This window comes from Floridaenema evergladense BLCC-F167 (assembly GCF_041929205.2).
GTDB classification, from domain to species: Bacteria; Cyanobacteriota; Cyanobacteriia; order Cyanobacteriales; family Aerosakkonemataceae; genus Floridanema; species Floridanema evergladense.
On record NZ_CM171625.1, the window covers coordinates 4,161,000 to 4,179,356 of the forward strand.

The 18,357-nt window shown below is 40.7% G+C and carries 17 protein-coding genes, 1 tRNA gene and 2 pseudogenes; 10 read left to right on the forward strand and 10 right to left on the reverse strand.

Features of this window, described 5'->3' with window-relative positions; genetic code table 11:
- Positions 1 to 63 precede the first annotated feature (63 nt).
- Positions 64 to 1,248 carry an aminotransferase class V-fold PLP-dependent enzyme gene (locus tag ACE1CA_RS20295; RefSeq protein ID WP_413276470.1) on the reverse strand — a complete coding sequence of 395 codons (1,185 nt, stop codon included), beginning with the start codon at positions 1,246 to 1,248 and terminating at the stop codon, positions 64 to 66.
- A gap of 6 nt (positions 1,249 to 1,254) precedes the next feature.
- Positions 1,255 to 2,592 (reverse strand): class I SAM-dependent methyltransferase, encoded by a 1,338-nt coding sequence (locus ACE1CA_RS20300; RefSeq protein ID WP_413276469.1) that lies wholly within the window; start codon positions 2,590 to 2,592, stop codon positions 1,255 to 1,257.
- Positions 2,593 to 2,668: 76 nt separating this feature from the next.
- Here ACE1CA_RS20300 and ACE1CA_RS20305 point away from each other — a divergent pair, with 76 nt between their 5' ends.
- A complete protein-coding gene (locus ACE1CA_RS20305) occupies positions 2,669 to 4,111 on the forward strand; it encodes a TM0106 family RecB-like putative nuclease (RefSeq protein ID WP_413276468.1) in 1,443 nt (480 codons plus the stop codon).
- Positions 4,112 to 4,144: 33 nt separating this feature from the next.
- On the opposite strand, the pseudogene ACE1CA_RS20310 reads toward ACE1CA_RS20305, so the two are convergent.
- The 3 genes and pseudogenes from ACE1CA_RS20310 to ACE1CA_RS20320 all read right to left on the reverse strand — a co-directional run.
- Positions 4,145 to 4,864: pseudogene (locus ACE1CA_RS20310) on the reverse strand (RtcB family protein); the annotation flags it as partial.
- Positions 4,864 to 5,670: a hypothetical protein gene (locus ACE1CA_RS20315; protein ID WP_413276466.1), complete on the reverse strand. Its 807-nt coding sequence runs from the start codon at positions 5,668 to 5,670 to the stop codon at positions 4,864 to 4,866. The pseudogene ACE1CA_RS20310 and the gene ACE1CA_RS20315, both read right to left, overlap by 1 nt.
- A gap of 259 nt (positions 5,671 to 5,929) precedes the next feature.
- A pseudogene (locus ACE1CA_RS20320) lies at positions 5,930 to 6,391 on the reverse strand (RtcB family protein); the annotation flags it as partial.
- Between the two features lie 284 nt (positions 6,392 to 6,675).
- Here ACE1CA_RS20320 and ACE1CA_RS20325 point away from each other — a divergent pair.
- The 8 genes from ACE1CA_RS20325 (at position 6,676) to ACE1CA_RS20360 (ending at position 13,029) form a co-directional block, all read left to right on the forward strand.
- Entirely contained in the window at positions 6,676 to 7,572 is an 897-nt protein-coding gene (locus tag ACE1CA_RS20325; RefSeq protein ID WP_413276474.1) for a class I SAM-dependent methyltransferase, read from the forward strand.
- A gap of 103 nt (positions 7,573 to 7,675) precedes the next feature.
- Positions 7,676 to 8,404, forward strand: coding sequence for an HAD family hydrolase (locus ACE1CA_RS20330; RefSeq protein WP_413280068.1), 729 nt, complete (start codon positions 7,676 to 7,678; stop codon positions 8,402 to 8,404).
- Between the two features lie 73 nt (positions 8,405 to 8,477).
- Positions 8,478 to 8,550: transfer RNA gene (locus ACE1CA_RS20335), tRNA-Ala, on the forward strand.
- Between the two features lie 179 nt (positions 8,551 to 8,729).
- Positions 8,730 to 8,963, forward strand: coding sequence for a hypothetical protein (locus ACE1CA_RS20340; RefSeq protein WP_413280067.1), 234 nt, complete (start codon positions 8,730 to 8,732; stop codon positions 8,961 to 8,963).
- Positions 8,964 to 9,039: 76 nt separating this feature from the next.
- A complete protein-coding gene (locus ACE1CA_RS20345; RefSeq protein ID WP_413280066.1) occupies positions 9,040 to 10,110 on the forward strand; it encodes an amino acid ABC transporter substrate-binding protein in 1,071 nt (356 codons plus the stop codon).
- 10 nt (positions 10,111 to 10,120) lie between these two features.
- The gene (locus tag ACE1CA_RS20350) at positions 10,121 to 11,029 is read left to right on the forward strand and encodes an amino acid ABC transporter permease (protein ID WP_413280065.1); all 909 of its coding nucleotides are present in this window, start codon (positions 10,121 to 10,123) and stop codon (positions 11,027 to 11,029) included.
- A gap of 18 nt (positions 11,030 to 11,047) precedes the next feature.
- Positions 11,048 to 12,097, forward strand: a complete 1,050-nt coding sequence (locus ACE1CA_RS20355; RefSeq protein WP_413280064.1) for an amino acid ABC transporter permease — start codon at positions 11,048 to 11,050, stop codon at positions 12,095 to 12,097.
- Positions 12,098 to 12,288: 191 nt separating this feature from the next.
- On the forward strand, positions 12,289 to 13,029 hold the full coding sequence (locus ACE1CA_RS20360; RefSeq protein WP_413280063.1) for an amino acid ABC transporter ATP-binding protein: 741 nt from the start codon (positions 12,289 to 12,291) through the stop codon (positions 13,027 to 13,029).
- A gap of 93 nt (positions 13,030 to 13,122) precedes the next feature.
- Here the strand turns inward: ACE1CA_RS20360 and ACE1CA_RS20365 are convergent, their stop codons facing one another.
- From ACE1CA_RS20365 to ACE1CA_RS20385, 5 genes are all read right to left on the reverse strand, one after another.
- A complete protein-coding gene (locus ACE1CA_RS20365; protein ID WP_413280062.1) occupies positions 13,123 to 13,737 on the reverse strand; it encodes a hypothetical protein in 615 nt (204 codons plus the stop codon).
- 180 nt (positions 13,738 to 13,917) lie between these two features.
- Complete coding sequence (gene ribD / locus ACE1CA_RS20370) at positions 13,918 to 15,018, reverse strand: bifunctional diaminohydroxyphosphoribosylaminopyrimidine deaminase/5-amino-6-(5-phosphoribosylamino)uracil reductase RibD (protein ID WP_413280061.1); 1,101 nt, start codon at positions 15,016 to 15,018, stop codon at positions 13,918 to 13,920.
- 129 nt (positions 15,019 to 15,147) lie between these two features.
- Positions 15,148 to 15,696: a rod shape-determining protein MreD gene (mreD, locus tag ACE1CA_RS20375; RefSeq protein WP_413280060.1), complete on the reverse strand. Its 549-nt coding sequence runs from the start codon at positions 15,694 to 15,696 to the stop codon at positions 15,148 to 15,150.
- Positions 15,697 to 15,808: 112 nt separating this feature from the next.
- Positions 15,809 to 16,600, reverse strand: a complete 792-nt coding sequence (gene mreC, locus ACE1CA_RS20380) for a rod shape-determining protein MreC (protein WP_413280059.1) — start codon at positions 16,598 to 16,600, stop codon at positions 15,809 to 15,811.
- Positions 16,601 to 16,692: 92 nt separating this feature from the next.
- A complete protein-coding gene (locus ACE1CA_RS20385; protein ID WP_413280074.1) occupies positions 16,693 to 17,700 on the reverse strand; it encodes a rod shape-determining protein in 1,008 nt (335 codons plus the stop codon).
- Positions 17,701 to 17,938: 238 nt separating this feature from the next.
- On the opposite strand from ACE1CA_RS20385, the gene ACE1CA_RS20390 reads away from it, so the two are divergent.
- A complete protein-coding gene (locus ACE1CA_RS20390) occupies positions 17,939 to 18,304 on the forward strand; it encodes a single-stranded DNA-binding protein (protein ID WP_413280058.1) in 366 nt (121 codons plus the stop codon).
- Positions 18,305 to 18,357 lie beyond the last annotated feature (53 nt).

Below are 18,357 nucleotides of genomic sequence, written 5' to 3' on the forward strand. Positions count from 1 at the left end.
CTCTTAGGATACCATAAAAATAATTAATTTTCTCATACTTAGGGAAAAAATAATTTTTTTTAACTAGCGCTTAAATTTTGCAATTTCTTTTACCAACAGGTCAATTTCTGAAGGCAAAGTAAAGTAATGAACGCAAGCGCGAACACAATCAGGATAACGCAAAGTACGAATGAGAAAACCTTGCTTTTCCAAACTTAGCACTAATTCCCGATGGGAAACTCCCGTAACTTGAAAAGAAACTAAACCGGATTCTGGTGGCGAAGTCAGCAAACATTTAACATTTGGAAGTTCAGTTAACTGTTGCCACAGATATTTACTTAAATTACAGATTTGCTGATAGCGTTCTTGGGGAGATGCGACAGATTGATGAGTATTAATTGCTGCGGTTAATCCACAATATAAAGGATAGGCAGAAGTCGCTACTTCAAAACGTCTGCCATCAGCTTGCCAACCTGTAGGTTCCCCGGTTTTACTAGTAGTAATTCCCCGCCAACCAATGAAAGTAGGATGTAAACTTTCTAAGGTTTCTGGGTTTACATAAAAACCGCCCACACCTTCAGGGCCACATAACCATTTATGACCTGTAAAAGCGTAAAAGTCAACGCCTGTTTCTGGCAAATTTAAAGGTAACATTCCCACAGATTGGGCGGCATCAATTAAGACTTTTGTTTGTGGGGAATTTTGCCGACAAGCTTGGACAATTTCAGTTAAAGGTAATACTTGTCCGGTGTTCCAAACGACGTGACTTAATACTACTAATTTGGTGTTAGGTTTTAAGTGTTTGACGATCGCCTCTACCAAATCTCCACCTTGCACAGTTTCTAACAGATTGCAGCGATCGATTTCAATACCAAATCTGCGCTGAATTTCCTTAATCCCCGAAACAATTCCAGGGTGTTCGCAATCAGAAAGGAGTAAGCGATCGCCCCTTTGCCAATCAATTCCCCACAACCCAATATTGCACCCCACAGTCACATCTTCAGTTAAACTAATAGTTGCAGGAGAGACATTTAATTCTTTGGCGATCGCTTCTCTAGTTTCCTGCGATTTTTGCACCACCCAAGCATAAACTTCCTCAGAAAAAGGCCCCGCATTTTGCACATATTGAAATGCTTGAAAAATAGCATCAAGTGCCACTTGTGGCATCGGCCCTTGACCGCCATAATTGAAATAACCTTTACCCGCCAAAGCCGGAAATTGTTGGCGAAATTGTTCTAAAGAAGTTAATGCTGGAAAAATGCTATTCATTGATGTTTAGACTTGGTTATTTGTAGAAATATTACCTAAAATAAGGTGTTTGATGGGTCTAAGAAGGGATTTTAATTTGCTGATAATCGAAGGACTTTCCGAAGTTTCCGGGAGAGTTTCTGGAGGAGTTTCTGGAGGCAAAACCATTAAATCTTGCAAAGCAGCTTCAATGAGACTAATCATCATCACCCGTTCTACATTGTTGCCGCAAATCATTTTAACCATCAGCAATTCTTTAGAAATATCTGCTGCTGGATCTAGATAAAAAGAACAAATCCAACCAGAAATTAAAGCCCTTTCATCTTTGAGGAATTCTACTACATCAGGTCGTGGATAACAGGGTTTACATTTTTGCACTAACTGTCCATTCAGGAGAATTTGTATTTCTTTAACTTCATTAGTCCAGCTAGTATCTGCTGCCCAACCTTTCAGGGTAAGTTCATCATGTCTGGTGTAGCTACAAAAGTCAACAAAACCTCTTGGTCTTACTCCTAAATTTAAGGTAGAAAAATCTAATTGAGAGTCATTAACCACTAAATACAAATCCTGAATTAATAACCCTCTTTTAATGCGGTGATAAAATGCTTTGCCATTGGAAGCTTTGGCGATCGCATCCGCCACAAAAGATTCTGTTACCCAAGTCGATCCATACTCTTCTGTACTTAAAGAACGACTCTCACTATGAGGGACAAAACAAATACCTGATTCTGGCATTACCTGTTCCGGTGGCATCAATATTACATCATGAACAGTAAACATTAAGATGCCATTAGGAGACAACATACTATATAGTTTTTCTAACCAAGGAACAAAGGTTTTTTCTGGTAGATGACTGAACAAAGAAAATACAAAAATACAATCGTACTTTCTCTCTACCGGATAATCCTTTGGATCTGTCACCGAAACAATGCCATTCACCCCAAATTGGGCTTTTTGGAATTCCACTGCTTCTGCATAAATATCCGATACCCAAATTTTTTCCGGGGGCATTTCTTGGACTAAATAGCGAGTCATTCTGCCATACCCGCAGGCAAAATCCAAGAAAGAGTTAACATTTTCAAAACTTTGGAATTTCCAATTTATAATAGAAGTAACTCGATTGAGAACTTCCTTTCCCGACATGAAATATTCTACCAAAGCCCGATTTCTATTTCCATGAAAAGCCTCTTGCAGATACAAAAACATTTCGTCTTCTGCATTGACGCTGACGTTAAAATTATCGGGTGAAGCAATTTGATCTAAAACAAAGGCTTTGACAATGAAATTCTTTTCTTCCCAAGTGTGCGCGTACTTAAATTCCACTTTCTCCTCACAAGTTCGATCTGGATATATTAGATTTAACATAATAGTAAGCTGCCTAACTTACCTTAGAGTTGGCGATCGCAAATTCGCTACAAAAAACTTTTCATAGTCTAAAATAATGCTCCTAACTGCTGAACTGCTGCTGCAATACCAACGCTGTCATCGACGGGCGTTTCTCGATCTTTATGGAAACAAGCAAGAAAAAGACCCGCCAAACGATTTTCAGTCAAAGCTACAACGCGATCGTTTAACACATCAAAAAACTGTTCTTAGGGAACAAACATACCACAAACCAGAGTACCCCGACAAAGATTGGCAAGCTGGCGCAAAGGCTACTTTATCATTAATGCGTCAGGGTGTCGAGCGAATTTACAAAGGAATTTTAATTACAGAGGTAGAGGAAAATTCTCTACCCATTACCCTGCTAAGTTTTCCCGATTTATTAGTAAAACAACCAGGAAATTCGATTTTTGGAAATTGGTGTTATATTCCAGTACAAATTGAATTAGGAAAACGTCCCAAGCAAGAATATAAAATTGGTGTAGCATTTCACGCTCAAGTTTTAACCGTTGTTCAAGGAGTAAAACCGCCCGCTGCTTGGTTAATTTTACGCGAAAGGAAACCTTATTTCGTACAATTAGAAAATTGGCTACTGCAAATGCAGAAAATTTTCCAAGAATGCAGTCAAACTTTACAGCAAAGCGAAATTCCAGAAGTTTTTATTTCCCGGCAAAAGTGCAATCTTTGTCATTGGTATAGTTCCTGTTACACTGTAGCAAAATCTCAACAACATCTCTCATTGTTACCGGGCGTTACTCCGATTCGCTACAACTATTTGCAACAGCTAAACATTAATACATTGGAATCTTTAGCTAATGCTAACTTTGCCGATTTAGAAATAGCATTTGGCAAAGAAATCACCGAACAATTATTGCGACAATCTCAAGCAAAGTTAAATAATCAAGTAATTTTAACTTCACAAAATTTAATAAATTTGCCCAAGTCAGATATAGAATTATATTTTGATATTGAATCTCAGCCAGAAATAGATTTTGCTTATCTTTTAGGGCTTTTAGTTGTAGATAAAAGAACTCAAACAGAAAAATTTTATCCTTTATTGGCAGAGGATTTTTCAGAAGAGGAGGCGACTTGGCAACAATTTTTAAATGTAGTTTGGGATTATCCGCAAGCACCGATTTATCATTTTTGTGATTACGAGATATTTATGATTAAAGAATTAGCGAAACGTTATAAAACACCGAATCATTTATGGCAACCTTTATTAAATCGCTTAGTTGATGTACATGAAAAAGTTACCCAAGCAGTAACATTACCGATCGAAAGTTATTCATTAAAAGCGATCGCCCGTTGGCTAGGTTTTAATTGGCGCAATCCCTCAGCCAGTGGTGCCCAAGCAATTTGTTGGTATGATGAATGGTTGAAGAGGAGCGATCGAACTTTTTTAGAAAAGATTGTCACCTACAACGAAGATGATTGTTTCGCCACCTATTTAGTAAAAGATTGGTTGAGTAAAACTTTAGAAAAAAAACCCACCCCTTAATCCCCTCCCCGTAAACGGGGAGGGGAGACAAAGTTAACCTTTCACGCAGAGAACTTGCTTCAAAGTCGCTACAACTTCCACCAAATCAGATTGATTTGCCATCACTTGTTCGATCGGCTTATAAGCCCCAGGAATTTCATCTAAAACTCCCCGATCTTTGCGACATTCTACACCCTTAGTTTGAGCGATCAAATCATCTAAATTGTAGACATTTTTCGCCTTATTTCGAGACAACAACCGCCCTGCACCATGCGAGCAAGAACAATAACTTTCATGATTACCTTTACCTTTAACTATGAAAGATTTTGCTCCCATTGAACCAGGAATAATCCCGTAATCTTCCTCTCTTGCTCTTACTGCACCTTTGCGAGTAACGTAAACATCCTCACCAAAATGCACTTCTTTTTCCGCGTAATTGTGATGACAATTCACCTCTAATAAAGGTTTAGTTGGCTTTCCACCAGCTAAATGTTTTTCCACAATTCGCTTGACTCGCGCCATCATCACATCACGATTAAATCGAGCATAATCTTGCGCCCATTGTAAATCGTGCCAGTAAGCAGTAAATTCCGGTGTTCCCGCTACAAAGTAAGCTAAATCTGGATCTGGTAACTTAATATTTGCCAGTTTAGCTAACTCTTTCCCAGTATCAATATGATTCTGGGCTAACATATTTCCAATGTGACGAGAACCAGAATGTAGCATTAACCAAACTTGGTTTTCTGTGTCTAGGCAAACTTCGATAAAGTGATTCAATTTGTTACTAATTGCTTGCTAAGTTTTTTTAGTCTCCACAGTCTGAGTTCAATACTGCTTTGACTTCTACCTAGCACTTTCATCGAATGCTCGATCGAATGGGTAGTAATAAACCGATCTTCTTCAGGTGTCCAAAATTTCTTGTTCACCCGTTTCATATCAGGAGGACGACTCCAACTCAGTACTTCACTGGCTTTAATTAGCTTTCTACGTAAAGCTAAACAACCGTTATAGTACAAGTGACTTGTTAAAAGTTGAGCATCTTCCTTGTAAACAACTATGTTGTAAACTTGATCTCTAGTGTTTTTATTAGAGGTTTTGGTTTTGCCAGTAATCTGTTTGATTAATTCCAGATACTCAACAGCAATGTGTGAGCTACAAGTAACCAAAGATAGGAAGGGAAACTTTTTAGAAGTCATTCCCAGTGAGCCATCCCCATCTATCAAACCTCTAAAGTAATCCACTTTAGAAAAGCTACAACTAGGGAGTTGGATTAACTTTGATTTACTACCATTCGGTAAACCCCAAGATTCAAGATAATCTCGAAATCGTTTGTCGTAAACCCTCCAAATAACTGATGTATGTTGGCTACTAAAGTTAGTTTTACGCACACGCTCACTAATGGAAGAATTAAACGGTATGAGATTCTTGAATGCCCATAATATCTCTTCATCTATCTTGCTGACCTCTATACTTACCTTACCTCGATTGCGAGTAGTGTTGTATAGATGACCATCACTTTGAATGAAGCCAAACAAGTAGGCATAAGCGGGTAATTCGAGACTGATATTAGTGGTTTCCATTACTCCACAATATCATCGATCGAAGTTGCAATCGACCAAGACATTTCTGCTTGGTTCTATACCTTCCTATTCGGTATAGTTCGGAGCACACCTTCATCCTCATTAATTAGGATGCCCAAGTCCCTCTGCTCTCTACGGGGCGTTTTACCGCTTCCCTCGGTATTAGCAAGTAAATCATCTAAATATTTACTCATTCTCAGCCTTCACCGATTTGGACGAGTTTTGATTACTGTATTACTACAGTAAGGGGCAATCTTTTACCCCCTCCAAGAGAACCTAATTGTTTAATGGCTTTACTTTCTAAGCGTTGTACGCCTGAATGTAAATCCTTAAAATCTTGCCAACCTTGCCAATTGCTGACAGCTTTTTCAACTTCTTTATTTTCCTCGAATCCCACAGGAATTGCTGCTTCAATATCGAGGCGAATTTTCTTCAGCTTGCCTTCTAATTGTTCGGTGGTAAATGGTGTTTTAATTGCCATCATCCCGCAACCAATATCGACCCCCACAGCCGCAGGCATAATTGCATCTTTTGTCGCAATTACTGAACCAACTAATGCTCCTTTTCCTAAATGAACATCGGGCATTAATGCTACGTGCTTAAATACAAATGGCAAGGATGCAACGTTTTTTGCCATCTTGGTTTCATCAGAACTTAGTTCATGATTCGCCCAAGAAAGCACAGGTGTTTCTGTAGAAATTGCTAGTTTTTCGTAAGGCATAAATTTCTATTTTATTAACAACAAAAAGCTACTCTCGATCCTAACAAAAGGGGAGAGTTTGGACTTTTGAATTACACATACTACAATACTACATAAAAAGTTGAGCTTTGTCCAGTCTGTAGGGCGCGTCAGAGTTGTAGAGACGTTGTATACAACGTCTCTACATTTATTTGAAAGGTGAGTATCGAATCACTGCCACGATCGCCCAACAATCTATTAACATTTGTAAACAGAGCTATCTCAGCTATTCTCTAGCAATTTTAGTAAATACCGATACTAAAACTATGCCGATCGCAAAAGAAACAATTTGGGAACGTTTTTTAGCACCATTAATTCGTCCCTTAATTGATGAAAAGGGGTTACAGAGTTTTTATGACAGCGTAGATTGGGAAGCAGAAGCCGATCGCTTCCGTCAGCCAAATTTAGAATATCCCGAATATTACAGCAGCCAGAACTTTCACGGAGTTAAAGGCGGATATCTTAACCCTGGCGCTTCCGTCTCTTACGATCCGGTGACGCAATATGTTTTACCACCGAATGAAACTTGGATTAGACAGGGGTTGATCGATCGCTTATGCGGAAAACCCAGAAGGATTTTAGACTTAGGTTGCGGTACAGGTTCGACTACCGTTTTACTTAAACAAGCATTTCCCGAAGCCGAAGTGATCGGTTTAGACTTGTCGCCTTATATGTTATTTATGGGCGATCGTAAAGCCAAACAAGCCGGACTTCGTATTCAATGGCGACATGGAAACGCCGAACACACAGGTTTTCCCGATGCTTCCTTCGACGTAGTGACAGCATCTTTACTGTTTCACGAAACTCCCCCAGCAGTTTCTCAAGCTATTTTGCGGGAAAGCTTCCGGTTACTAGTTCCCGGAGGACAAGTTTTAATTCTCGATGGAAATCAGAAAACCTTGCGTCATACCGAATGGTTGACCGAGATTTTTGAAGAACCTTACATTAAAGCTTATGCGTCGGGAAATGTTGACGCTTGGATGGGTGCAGCGGGGTTTGAAGCAGTGGAAACATACGAACATTGGTGGGTGAATCAGATTAGTCGAGGGATAAAACCTATCCCAGGTGTAGAAATCAATGCCACAAAGCCTTCCTACCAGCAAGTAGAGGCTGATTTCTCAGGAATTCCCGCACCAGCTTTTAATACTCACGCAAGTTGCTAATTATATAATTAATGCTCGGATTAAGTACGTTGTTGCGCTTTAGCGCTCTTAGAGCGCTAAAGCGCAACAACGTACCCACAAACAATCTAAAATCTAAAGTCGAATGGCTCTTAAGGCAGTTTTGTTTGATTTTAACGGCATCATCATCAATGATGAGCCAATTCATGAGCAGCTGATTGAGGAGATTTTAATTGCAGAGAATCTGCGACCGAAAAGGGGCGAATTTCGCAAATATTGCTTGGGAAGGAGCGATCGCGCCTGTTTAAGCGACCTTTTCTCCCGTCGAGGTCGCGTACTTACAGAAAGTTACCTCAATCAGCTAATTTCCCGGAAAGCTAAAGCATACCAACAACACATCGCTCAAATGGCAGAATTGCCGATTTATCCTGGTTTGGAAGACTTGATTCTGAAATTACAAGCCGCTAATCTGAAAATTGGTTTGGTGACAGGGGCATTGCGATCGGAAGTTGAAATAGTATTAAATCGGGCTAACTTGGCGCAATATTTTGCTGTAATGTCCACCAGCGACGATCTAAAAGTTAGTAAGCCAGAACCAGATGGCTATTTACTGGCAGTAGAACTATTAAACCAAGAATTTGCCAATCTGGACTTGCAACCTTCAGAATGTTTAGCAGTTGAAGATACTCCAGCAGGGATTACTGCTGCTAAACGGGCGGGAATGCAGGTGTTAGGAGTAGCAAATACTTTTCCCTTTCACATGATCCAGCGTCAAGCTAATTGGACTGTAGATTATTTTTGGGATTTGGAATTGGAACGCATCCAGGAAGTGTTTTCTCAAGAAAAATTTCAACCAACCGTCACAGAATGTTAAAATAAGTTTTTGATGATTAAAAGTCGTTTACTTGTCGCTAAAGGACTTTGCATCGCCAAAAAAGTAGATATATGGGGAATTAGCTCAGTTGGTAGAGCGCTGCGATCGCACCGCAGAGGTCAGGGATTCGAGTTCCCTATTCTCCATCCAGTATAGTTTCTAAGGATTGAGACAGCACTCACTACGTACTGTTGCAATTCTAGTCAAGAAATTGTTCGATTTATTAAGCGATTTGTAAATCTTGTTTCAACTTGTGTTGCCTACTGTTTGGTAAGACAATTATTGGCTATCTTAAAACATAAAGCAATAGTTAAGAGGAAATTCCATGACTCCGTATATGCTCCGGCAAATTTGGTCTTTGATTGAAGACACGCAATCAAATATACTACTGAAGCTAGATGACGCTAGTTTAGTCCAATGGCTGCTGAAACAACTGAAAAACCAAGGTTCTTTGAGCAGTAACGAAGCAGCTATTTTGAGCGACTATCTGCACTCAAAATTAACCTTGATTCGTGATTTAGCTCAAGAGCGTCAATCCGGTTGGCAAGAAAGTCACTAATAGTAAACTAGGATACATTTATCTCACTCACTGTCAATTAGCAGGCAAATAAAAGGAGAAAACAAGCAGAAAAAATATGCCTAAATGGTGTTGCAGTATACTAATTACAATACCAATATTGTTGGCTCTAATCAGTTGTAGTGGGGAAGCGAAAAAACCTGCTGTTTCACAAGATGCGAACACCACACAACAGGTTAAAGGCAGGTTAGAGACGATCAGAAATCGTGGCAAATTAATTTGTGGTGTTAGTGGAGAATTGCCAGGTTTTAGTTTTGTTCGCGCTGATGGTAGATATGCGGGGTTAGATGTAGATATTTGTCGAGCGATCGCAGCTGCAATATTTAACGATCCTAACGCCGTCCAATTCCGCAACTTGAATGCCAAAGAAAGATTTACCGCAGTTCAAACAGGTGAAGTAGATATTCTCAGTCGTAATACTACTTTTACTTTGGGGAGAGATACTTCTGTAAAAATGGAATTTGCCCCCGTAGTTTTTTACGACGGACAAGGCATGATGGTGCGGAAAGATAGTGGGTTGAAAAAACTTGAAGACTTGAAAGGTAAACCAATTTGTACCCAAACAGGGACAACGAACGAACAAAACCTTGCCGATCAAATGCGTCGTCGAGGATTACCTTATCAACCTGTAGTTTTTGAAGATGTAAACACGGCTTATACTGCTTATGCTGAAGGTCGTTGTGATGGGGTAACTTCAGATCGATCGCAGTTACTTTCCCGACGCACAGCATTACCAAATCCCCAAGATCATGAAATCTTAAATGTGGTAATGTCGAAAGAACCATTAGCCCCAGCAGTAGCCGAAGGCGATGCGCGTTGGGCTAACATTGTTAGATGGGTAGTTTACACTTTAATTGAAGCTGAAGAATTAGGTGTCAATTCTAAAAATGTGATGCAATTAATCAGTAGTAAAGATCCGATATTTCGCAGGTTCTTAGGAGTAGAAGGAGGTCTGGGTAAAGGTTTAGGTTTAACTAATGATTTTACGGTACGGATCGTTAAATTTGTAGGTAACTACGGCGAAATTTATAATCGTAATTTAGGGCCAAATACAGCCTTGAAGTTAGACCGAGGTTTAAATAATCTATGGAATAAAAAAGGTTTACTCTATTCACCTCCTTTTCGCTAAAGCCTAATTTATGTGGAATAATAGTCGTTTTTGGCGGTGGTTTGGACAAATATTATTAATCCTGCTAGTAGTAATTGTAGGGATATTTTTATGGGCAAATTTTACCGAAAATCTCCGCCAACTAGGGTTGCAGTTTGGGTTTGATTTCCTGAATTTACAAGCTGGGTTTGATATAGGTGAAAGAATTGTTAATTATAAATCTACTGATACTTTCGCTGCTGCTTTATTTGTTGGTTTGATTAATACATTGCGGGTAATGGCGATCGGTCTAGTTTCGGCAAGTATTGTGGGAATTATTGTCGGAGTAGCGCGACTTTCGGATAATTGGTTAATCCGAAACTTGGCAATGATTTATGTAGAAATTCTCCGCAATACTCCTTTATTATTGCAACTTTTATTTTGGTATTTTGCCTTTTTTCTCAAGTTACCCCAACCAGGAAATGCCATCTCTTTATTTGGGATATTTGCTTTATCAAATCGCGGTTTACAACTTCCGGGAAGAATTGCACTTTATCCAGAATTTCTAACTTTAATTTTAGGGTTAACTTTATATACAGCTGCGTTTATTGCCGAAATTATTCGGGGTGGTATTCAAGCAGTACCGAAAGGACAATGGGAAGCGGCGCGATCGCTAGGATTAAAACCTTTTCAAGTAATGCAGTTAGTAATTTTCCCCCAAGCTTTGAGAGTAATTATTCCCCCGTTAACTAGTCAGTATTTAAATTTAGCGAAAAATTCTAGTTTGGCAATTGCGATCGGCTTTCCTGATATTTATGCGATCGCTTCCACCACCAACAACATTACCGGACGAGCCGTAGAAGTTATTCTAATTATCATCATAACATATCTTACAATTAGTTTAAGTATTTCCTTACTCTTAAATCTTTACAATAGCAGAATCAAAATAAAAGAAAGATAGTCAAACTAACTAAATTTTATGAATCAACTAGATAACAAACCTCCCCTAAAAATCAGAAGCAGAACTTTAAACTGGTTATTAAAAAACCTGTTTAATACTTGGTATAATAGTTTGCTAACTATTGTTAGTATTTTGATAATTTTTAGTTTCGGGAAAAACTTTTTATATTGGGTATTTGTACAAGCACAATGGACAGTCGTTACTACAAATTTACGGTTGTTTTTAGTTGGGCGTTATCCGATCGATTTAATTTGGCGAATTTGGACAGTTGTCGGCATTATTATCGCCCTCTCCATTATCACTTGGGGAGCATTAACTAAACGTTTTTTTCCTCAAATAATTAGTTGGCTACCATTAATTTGGACGCTATCTTTTCCGATCGTACTATGGTTAATTGGTGGAGGATTGGGATTAAAACCAGTTGGTAGCGAATTATGGACAGGTTTATTATTAACTTTATTATTGGCAATTGTGAGTATTGCGCTTTCATTTCCTTTAGGAATTGTGTTAGCTTTAGGCAGACAAAGTGACCTGCCAGTAGTGCGAATATTCAGTATTATTTACATTGAATTAATTCGGGGAATACCATTAATTGGTATTCTGTTTATAGCGCAGGTTATGTTACCTTTGTTTTTACCAACTGATTTAAGATTAGATCGCGTGGTAAGAGCGATCGCAGGTTTAACCCTATTCAGCGCCGCATACATGGCAGAAAACGTCAGAGGCGGATTACAAGCAGTTCCTCGTGGACAAAGAGAAGCAGCCAAAGCATTAGGATTAAATCCGATTTTAATTACCTCATTAATAGTTTTACCCCAAGCTTTGAAAGTAGCAATTCCCTCAATTGTTGGTCAATTCATTGGGTTATTTAAAGATACATCTTTGTTAGCAATTTTTGCATTATTGGAATTGACGGGGATAGCGCGATCGATCTTAGCGCAACCGGAATTTCTCGGAAAATATGCCGAAGTTTACTTATTTGTAGGGGTGATCTATTGGGTATTTTGTTATTCAATGTCCTTAGCGAGTCGAAGGTTAGAAAAGCAATTAGGTGTAGGACAGAGATAAGAAATAATTGAACCGCAAAGAACGCAAAGAAGAACAGGAGAATTAAGTAACCCCTATCGTAAAAATCAAATATACCATCTGCGTTCATCCGCGTTCATCTGCATTCATCTGCGTTAAAAAAAAGCCCACGCATCCCACAGAAAACCTAAATCCACATCTATTAAAATTGAATTACCCAGAGGTCAACCAAAATGCCAGAACAAAACCCGATCGTCATCGCCCAAAACGTACACAAATACTACGGACAATTTCACGTTCTCAAAGGCGTTAACCTCACCGTCAACAGAGGCGAAGTAGTCGTATTAATGGGGCCATCAGGTTCCGGTAAATCCACCTTTATTCGCACCTTCAACGCTTTAGAAGAATACCAAAAAGGACAGATCGAAATTGACGGAATTACCCTCGATAATAACACCCAAAACATTGATACAATTCGTCGGGAAGTAGGAATGGTATTTCAACAATTTAACCTATTCCCTCACTTAACCGTCCTGCAAAACATCACTTTAGCACCAATTTGGGTGCGAAAACGATCGCCAAAACAAGCCCAAGAAACCGCAATGCAACTATTAGAAAGAGTCGGAATATTGCAACAAGCTTCCAAATATCCCGCCCAACTTTCAGGAGGACAACAACAACGAGTTGCGATCGCACGCGCCCTAGCCATGCAACCTAAAATCATGTTATTCGACGAACCCACATCAGCACTAGACCCAGAAATGGTGCGAGAAGTACTCGACGTGATGCGAACACTCGCCCAAAGCGGAATGACAATGGTAGTAGTTACTCATGAAGTTGGATTTGCCCGTGAAGTAGCCGATCGCGTCATCTTAATGGATGCAGGTTTAATCGTCGAAGAAGCCACCCCCAACGAATTTTTTCAACGCCCCCAAGAAGAACGTACCCGCCAATTTTTATCACAAATTCTTTAGTCACTTGTCATTGGTTATTAGTAATATTTATTGAGGATTTGTATAAATAAACAAATAACAACTAACATTTAACTATTGACCAATGACTAATAACTAATCTACAGGTTCAGCTGGTCTAGGACTAGAAAAACCTCCAGGTTGAACAAAACCTCTACCCGAATTATGCAGAGTATTTGACACTAGAGAAAAAGCTAAGTAAGCAGGTACAATAATAACTCCTAAAGCCGCCAAAATTCCCAAAAAAACTAATGGTTTGTTAGAAGGGCCATACTGAGTTCTGTAAGGATCGATCGCCAGCCGTTCCGGTTTAATTAAATCCCGTAATGCCACCGGACGCTTAAATCTGATCCGACGGTCATCCAGCTTTTCTAATAAGATCCAACCAGCCTCTCCCTCCTCCTCACACAAACGCTGTAAAACCGCCGGGTCTCGAAAAATATCTCGATTAGCCCGGACAATTTTAAACTCCCAACCTGTTAAACGTAATTCACGAGGTATTCCCTGCGGTACTCCTTGGGGAGATACGAGATTGGATTGCCCAACAATTTCCATCTCAGTGTTTATCTTGGATTCATAGCGGGTCAAAACTTCTTCCTCCTCTTCCTCTTTTTCCAACACTGACTGATACCAACGCATCCATCCACCCAAGGCTGTTGCCTGGACACCAAGGCTACCGACAAATAAAGTTAAAAGCGTAAATTCAAACATCTTTTGTTAGTCTATTCCACATTCTGCGGTTATAGATATTCTCGATCAGGAAATAACTGAAATTATTTATAACTAGTAAAGTTGTCTAGTACTTATGGTAATAAGTAAACTCGATTAGTTTCTCAAATAACTGATATGTAGAAATCCCAATTCCCAGTCCCCAATTAATAAACACTCCTTCTACCTTCTTAATGGTAGATAACCCTCCATCAGACAATCTGGGCCAATAGTTTGCCAATTAATCCTTTCCAAGGTTAATGCTTCTGTCATTTGTTGGAAACCTAAATTGCCCACTGGGGAAGGAGCTCCATCTCCACCAATAATTTTTGGGGCGATGAAAGCCATGATTTTTTGAACAGCACCTTCTGCGATCGCATTTGCTGCCAAAATTCCCCCGCATTCCCACAACACCGACAAAAACCCCAAATCATATAAATAACTCATTACCTTATCTGGAGTTAAAGAATCTAACTCCACTACATTTACTCCCTTTCTCAACAGTAACTTTTGTAGGTCGGGATTCGCCCCCACCTGAGTTAAAACTAAAGTAGCTGCCTCCTCCGTCTCCCACAAATAAGCATTTTCCGGCAACTCTAAACTCCGACTCATCACCACCCGCAAAGGATTTCGCGCCTCCACTTGATGACTTGTTAAATGGGGGTTGTCATGACGCACCGTATTCCCACCCACAATCACCGCATCACAAGCCGCCCGTAATTGATGTACTACATTTCGCGCCGCTAAATCTGTAATCCAAGAACTATGTCCGCTGCTAGTGGCAATTTTCCCATCCAAAGTCATCGCATATTTCAAAATCCCAAACGGACGTTTGTATAAAATGCGATGTACAAAAGCTTCATTTAATTGGCGACAAGCTTCCTCTTCTACTCCTACTACTACTTCTATTCCAGCCGATCGCAACTTCTCAATTCCCCCCGCTGCTTGCGGATTTGGGTCTACCATCCCCACCACTACCTTCGCCACCCCCGCTGCAATCAGCGCCTCAACACAAGGCGGCGTTTTCCCATAATGATTACAAGGTTCTAAACTCACATAAATCGTCGCACCCCGGGCTAAATGATCCGCCGCCCGTAAAGCAAATACCTCTGCGTGTGGCTGACCCGCCCCTGGATGATAACCTTCCCCAACAATTTGCCCATTCTGCACCACTACTGCCCCTACCATTGGATTAGGCGCAGTTTTTCCCAGCGCTTTCTGGGCTAACTCCAGACATCGACGCATCATTGAGGAGTCAAAATCATTCATCTTGTCATCAATCATTTGGTAGTTGGTAGTTGGTAGTTGGTAGTTGGTAATAGTTTTGAGTTTTGAGTTTTGAGTTTTAAGTTATTAATTAACTCAAAATTCAAAACTTAAAACTTAAAACTATTACCGACTAACAACTACCCTCTAAGCATTATCTTCTATCCAATCCATCTTCTGCCACCAAAGATTTAATGGGTAATAAAGAATTGGTGCCCATAAACTGCTGAGAATCGCTGAAGACAAAGCTATTTGTTGGTGTTCTGTCCAAATTTCTGCTAAAGAGCGATCGCCCACCAAACTAAACTGAAGTGCCAGCACCGTTTCCGCTACCACTGTCATCAAAAATACAATTAATGCTACAGAAATAAAATCTTCTTGGACATACCTTTGTTTTTTCAAGCTTGCCGTTAAAATGCCCACACACATCAACGAAAGCGTATGGGAAGGATGAGGCGAAGTCATGCCATCCTGAATTAAACCTAAAGCACATCCTGCGATCGCGCCTTGTAAAACACTCCGCTTCACACTCCAAGCCACCACCCAGATCAGCAACCAATTTGGGCCAATCCCTAACAATTCCATACCTGGTAGTCGCGTCGGCAAAATTAGCGCACAGACAATCACAGAAGCAACTGTCACTGCCCAATTAACCAATTGACGACCATAATAAGGCAACCGAGAAATCTTGATCATTTGCGGTTTAGTTGTCAGTCTTTGATGGAATTTTTCTGACTCATTTCTCTCCCCAACTTACCACTCAGTCAGGACTTCGGCGCGAACGCTCAGTCGAAGGACTCTCAGATCGCTATTTAGAATTGGCTTGAGAAGTTTCCCCATCAGTAGTTTTTTCTCCCTTATGTTTTTCCACCGGATAAACAGCCACCCATTCTAAGACACTCGTTGGAGCCGAAAGCACAATCACAGCCTCCGGCGCAGGACTTTGACTTAAATTCACTGACTCTACTCGTCCCACAGGTAATCCCGAAGGAAAGAGTTCGCTAGCTGAGGAAGTAGTCACCACATCACCCCGACGGACATCGGGAACTCGCTCAAAAAACTGCATTACCGCCTTGTTTCCCGATTTTCCCCGCATCACACCCATAAATCGACTCCGGTTGATCGTCACCCCCACCCGACTGCTAGGGTCGCTAATCAACAACACTCGGCTTGTATTATCAGTTACGCTACTGACCCTACCGACCAACCCACCCGGAGCCGTAACGACAAAATCTTCTTTGATTCCATCCTGAAGTCCCCGACCGAGAGTAATTTGTTGCCACCAATGATCGGCACCGCGACCTACAATCGGAGCAGCGATCGCCTGCTCCTTATTTTTGGCTACATAGCCCAAAAGTTCTCGCAGTTTTTGATTTTCGGTTTCAACTTGTTGTAACTTTGCCTCCATTTCTACAACTTTGGCATTAGTTAAAAGTTCTTGCTTGCTTGGATTGGATTGAAATGGACGAGTAAGCAACTGATAGACTTCAAATAAGCTTCCTCCTTGAGTTTGCCTCGCAAACCAAGCCGTACTGATTACCAAGCCTATCAGCGCCACTTGCAACCAATTTCGATCCCACCAACGGCGTAACGTATCCATAGACAGTAGTCTTTAAAGTATTTATGAGTTATGAGTTCTAAGTTTTAAGTTATTAATTAACTCAAAATTCAAAACTTAAAACTTAAAACTATTTACAAATGGCGAGAGCGAGCGCTAAATACGCGATCGAGTTGTTTGATATTTTCTAGCACTCTTCCAGTACCTAAAACCACACAACTCAAAGGATCGGCAGCCACATGAACTACAATTCCCGTTTCATGGCTGATTAAAGTATCTAGTCCTCTGAGCAAAGCTCCGCCCCCTGCCAGCATAATGCCCCTGTCGATAATATCAGCTGCTAATTCGGGAGGAGTTCTTTCCAAAGTCCGCTTCACCGCTTCCACAATTACCGCCAAAGGTTCAGACATACTTTCCCGAATTTCTGGCCCTTTAATTGTTACAGTTCTCGGCAACCCAGAAAGCAAATGCAAACCCCTGACTTCCATAATCGAATCTTCATCTGCAACAGTGGGATAAGCTGAAGCAATTTGAATTTTAATTTCTTCTGCCGTTCTTTCCCCAATCACCAAATTATGCACCTTTTTCATGTACTGAATAATCGAATCATTCAGTTCATCTCCAGCGACACGCACTGACTCACTCAGCACCGTACCTTGTAAACTCAGTACCGCCACTTCCGTAGTGCCACCACCAATATCGATAATCATGTTACCTGTAGGTTCCGCCACAGGTAGCCCCGCCCCAATAGCCGCCGCTACTGGCTCATCAATTAATCTGACATCTCTAGCGCCCGCTTGCAGCGCCGCATCCATTACCGCCCGTCGTTCTACCCCAGTTACACCGCTGGGAATACCGATGACAATTCGCGGTTGTACTAAAGCTTGACCTTCGTTCACTCGCTTGATAAAGTGCTTCAGCATTAACTCAGCACTATCAAAGTCAGCAATTACCCCATCACGCAGCGGACGCAACGCCACCACATTTCCAGGGCATCTCCCCAACATTTTTTTCGCTTCTTCTCCCACCGCCAATGCTTCGCCTGTATCTTTGTCAATGGCGACCACTGAAGGTTCTTGAAGAACTATGCCTTTACCAGACACATAGACTAAAGTATTTGCGGTACCGAGGTCGATACCCATGTCACGAGATATGGATAAGCGTTTAAAAAGACCCACGCGCTTTTTGCCCCCAAACAAGAGATGCTTTTTGTAGGACTGTAACCTAACCGTGCAGGATTTTATTACGTTTTCTATCCTGCGTCTAGTCAAAATAGAAATATTTCTTTTCTTTAAGATGCAACCTGAAATTTGAATTGTACCCTCAATTGGTTAAAGTAGATAAATAATTAATGAGTACAACTGTACTGGTAATCTAAATATGACTCTCAATGTTGTGACTTTAGTCGGTCGTGTGGGCGGAGATCCTGACGTTAAATATTTCGAGTCGGGTAGCGTTGTCTGTAACTGTACATTAGCTGTAAACCGTCGTGGTCGAGACAATGACGAACCAGATTGGTTTAATTTAGAAATGTGGGGCAAAACGGCAGAAGTTGCTGCCAACTATGTTCGCAAAGGTCGCTTAATAGGAGTTACAGGCTCTTTAAAGTTTGAATACTGGCAAGATCGAGCTACTGGGGCTAATCGCTCTAAACCAGTAATCAGAGTAGATAAATTAGAGCTATTAGGTTCTAAGCGAGAAAATGAGGCTAATGATACGGGGCACACAAGTAACGACGAGTTTTGAATCTAGGGACTAGGGACTAGGGACTGGGGACTGGGGACTGGGGACTGGGCGCT

Bases quoted from the DNA above. Each gene is read 5' to 3' on its own strand.
- ACE1CA_RS20295 (WP_413276470.1), bottom strand. From the start codon at position 1,248: ATGAATAGCATTTTTCCAGCATTAACTTCTTTAGAACAATTTCGCCAA.
- ACE1CA_RS20300 (WP_413276469.1), bottom strand. From the start codon at position 2,592: ATGTTAAATCTAATATATCCAGATCGAACTTGTGAGGAGAAAGTGGAA.
- ACE1CA_RS20305 (WP_413276468.1), top strand. From the start codon at position 2,669: ATGCTCCTAACTGCTGAACTGCTGCTGCAATACCAACGCTGTCATCGA.
- ACE1CA_RS20315 (WP_413276466.1), bottom strand. From the start codon at position 5,670: ATGGAAACCACTAATATCAGTCTCGAATTACCCGCTTATGCCTACTTG.
- ACE1CA_RS20325 (WP_413276474.1), top strand. From the start codon at position 6,676: ATGCCGATCGCAAAAGAAACAATTTGGGAACGTTTTTTAGCACCATTA.
- ACE1CA_RS20330 (WP_413280068.1), top strand. From the start codon at position 7,676: ATGGCTCTTAAGGCAGTTTTGTTTGATTTTAACGGCATCATCATCAAT.
- ACE1CA_RS20340 (WP_413280067.1), top strand. From the start codon at position 8,730: ATGACTCCGTATATGCTCCGGCAAATTTGGTCTTTGATTGAAGACACG.
- ACE1CA_RS20345 (WP_413280066.1), top strand. From the start codon at position 9,040: ATGCCTAAATGGTGTTGCAGTATACTAATTACAATACCAATATTGTTG.
- ACE1CA_RS20350 (WP_413280065.1), top strand. From the start codon at position 10,121: ATGTGGAATAATAGTCGTTTTTGGCGGTGGTTTGGACAAATATTATTA.
- ACE1CA_RS20355 (WP_413280064.1), top strand. From the start codon at position 11,048: ATGAATCAACTAGATAACAAACCTCCCCTAAAAATCAGAAGCAGAACT.
- ACE1CA_RS20360 (WP_413280063.1), top strand. From the start codon at position 12,289: ATGCCAGAACAAAACCCGATCGTCATCGCCCAAAACGTACACAAATAC.
- ACE1CA_RS20365 (WP_413280062.1), bottom strand. From the start codon at position 13,737: ATGTTTGAATTTACGCTTTTAACTTTATTTGTCGGTAGCCTTGGTGTC.
- ribD (WP_413280061.1), bottom strand. From the start codon at position 15,018: ATGATTGATGACAAGATGAATGATTTTGACTCCTCAATGATGCGTCGA.
- mreD (WP_413280060.1), bottom strand. From the start codon at position 15,696: ATGATCAAGATTTCTCGGTTGCCTTATTATGGTCGTCAATTGGTTAAT.
- mreC (WP_413280059.1), bottom strand. From the start codon at position 16,600: ATGGATACGTTACGCCGTTGGTGGGATCGAAATTGGTTGCAAGTGGCG.
- ACE1CA_RS20385 (WP_413280074.1), bottom strand. From the start codon at position 17,700: ATGGGTATCGACCTCGGTACCGCAAATACTTTAGTCTATGTGTCTGGT.
- ACE1CA_RS20390 (WP_413280058.1), top strand. From the start codon at position 17,939: ATGACTCTCAATGTTGTGACTTTAGTCGGTCGTGTGGGCGGAGATCCT.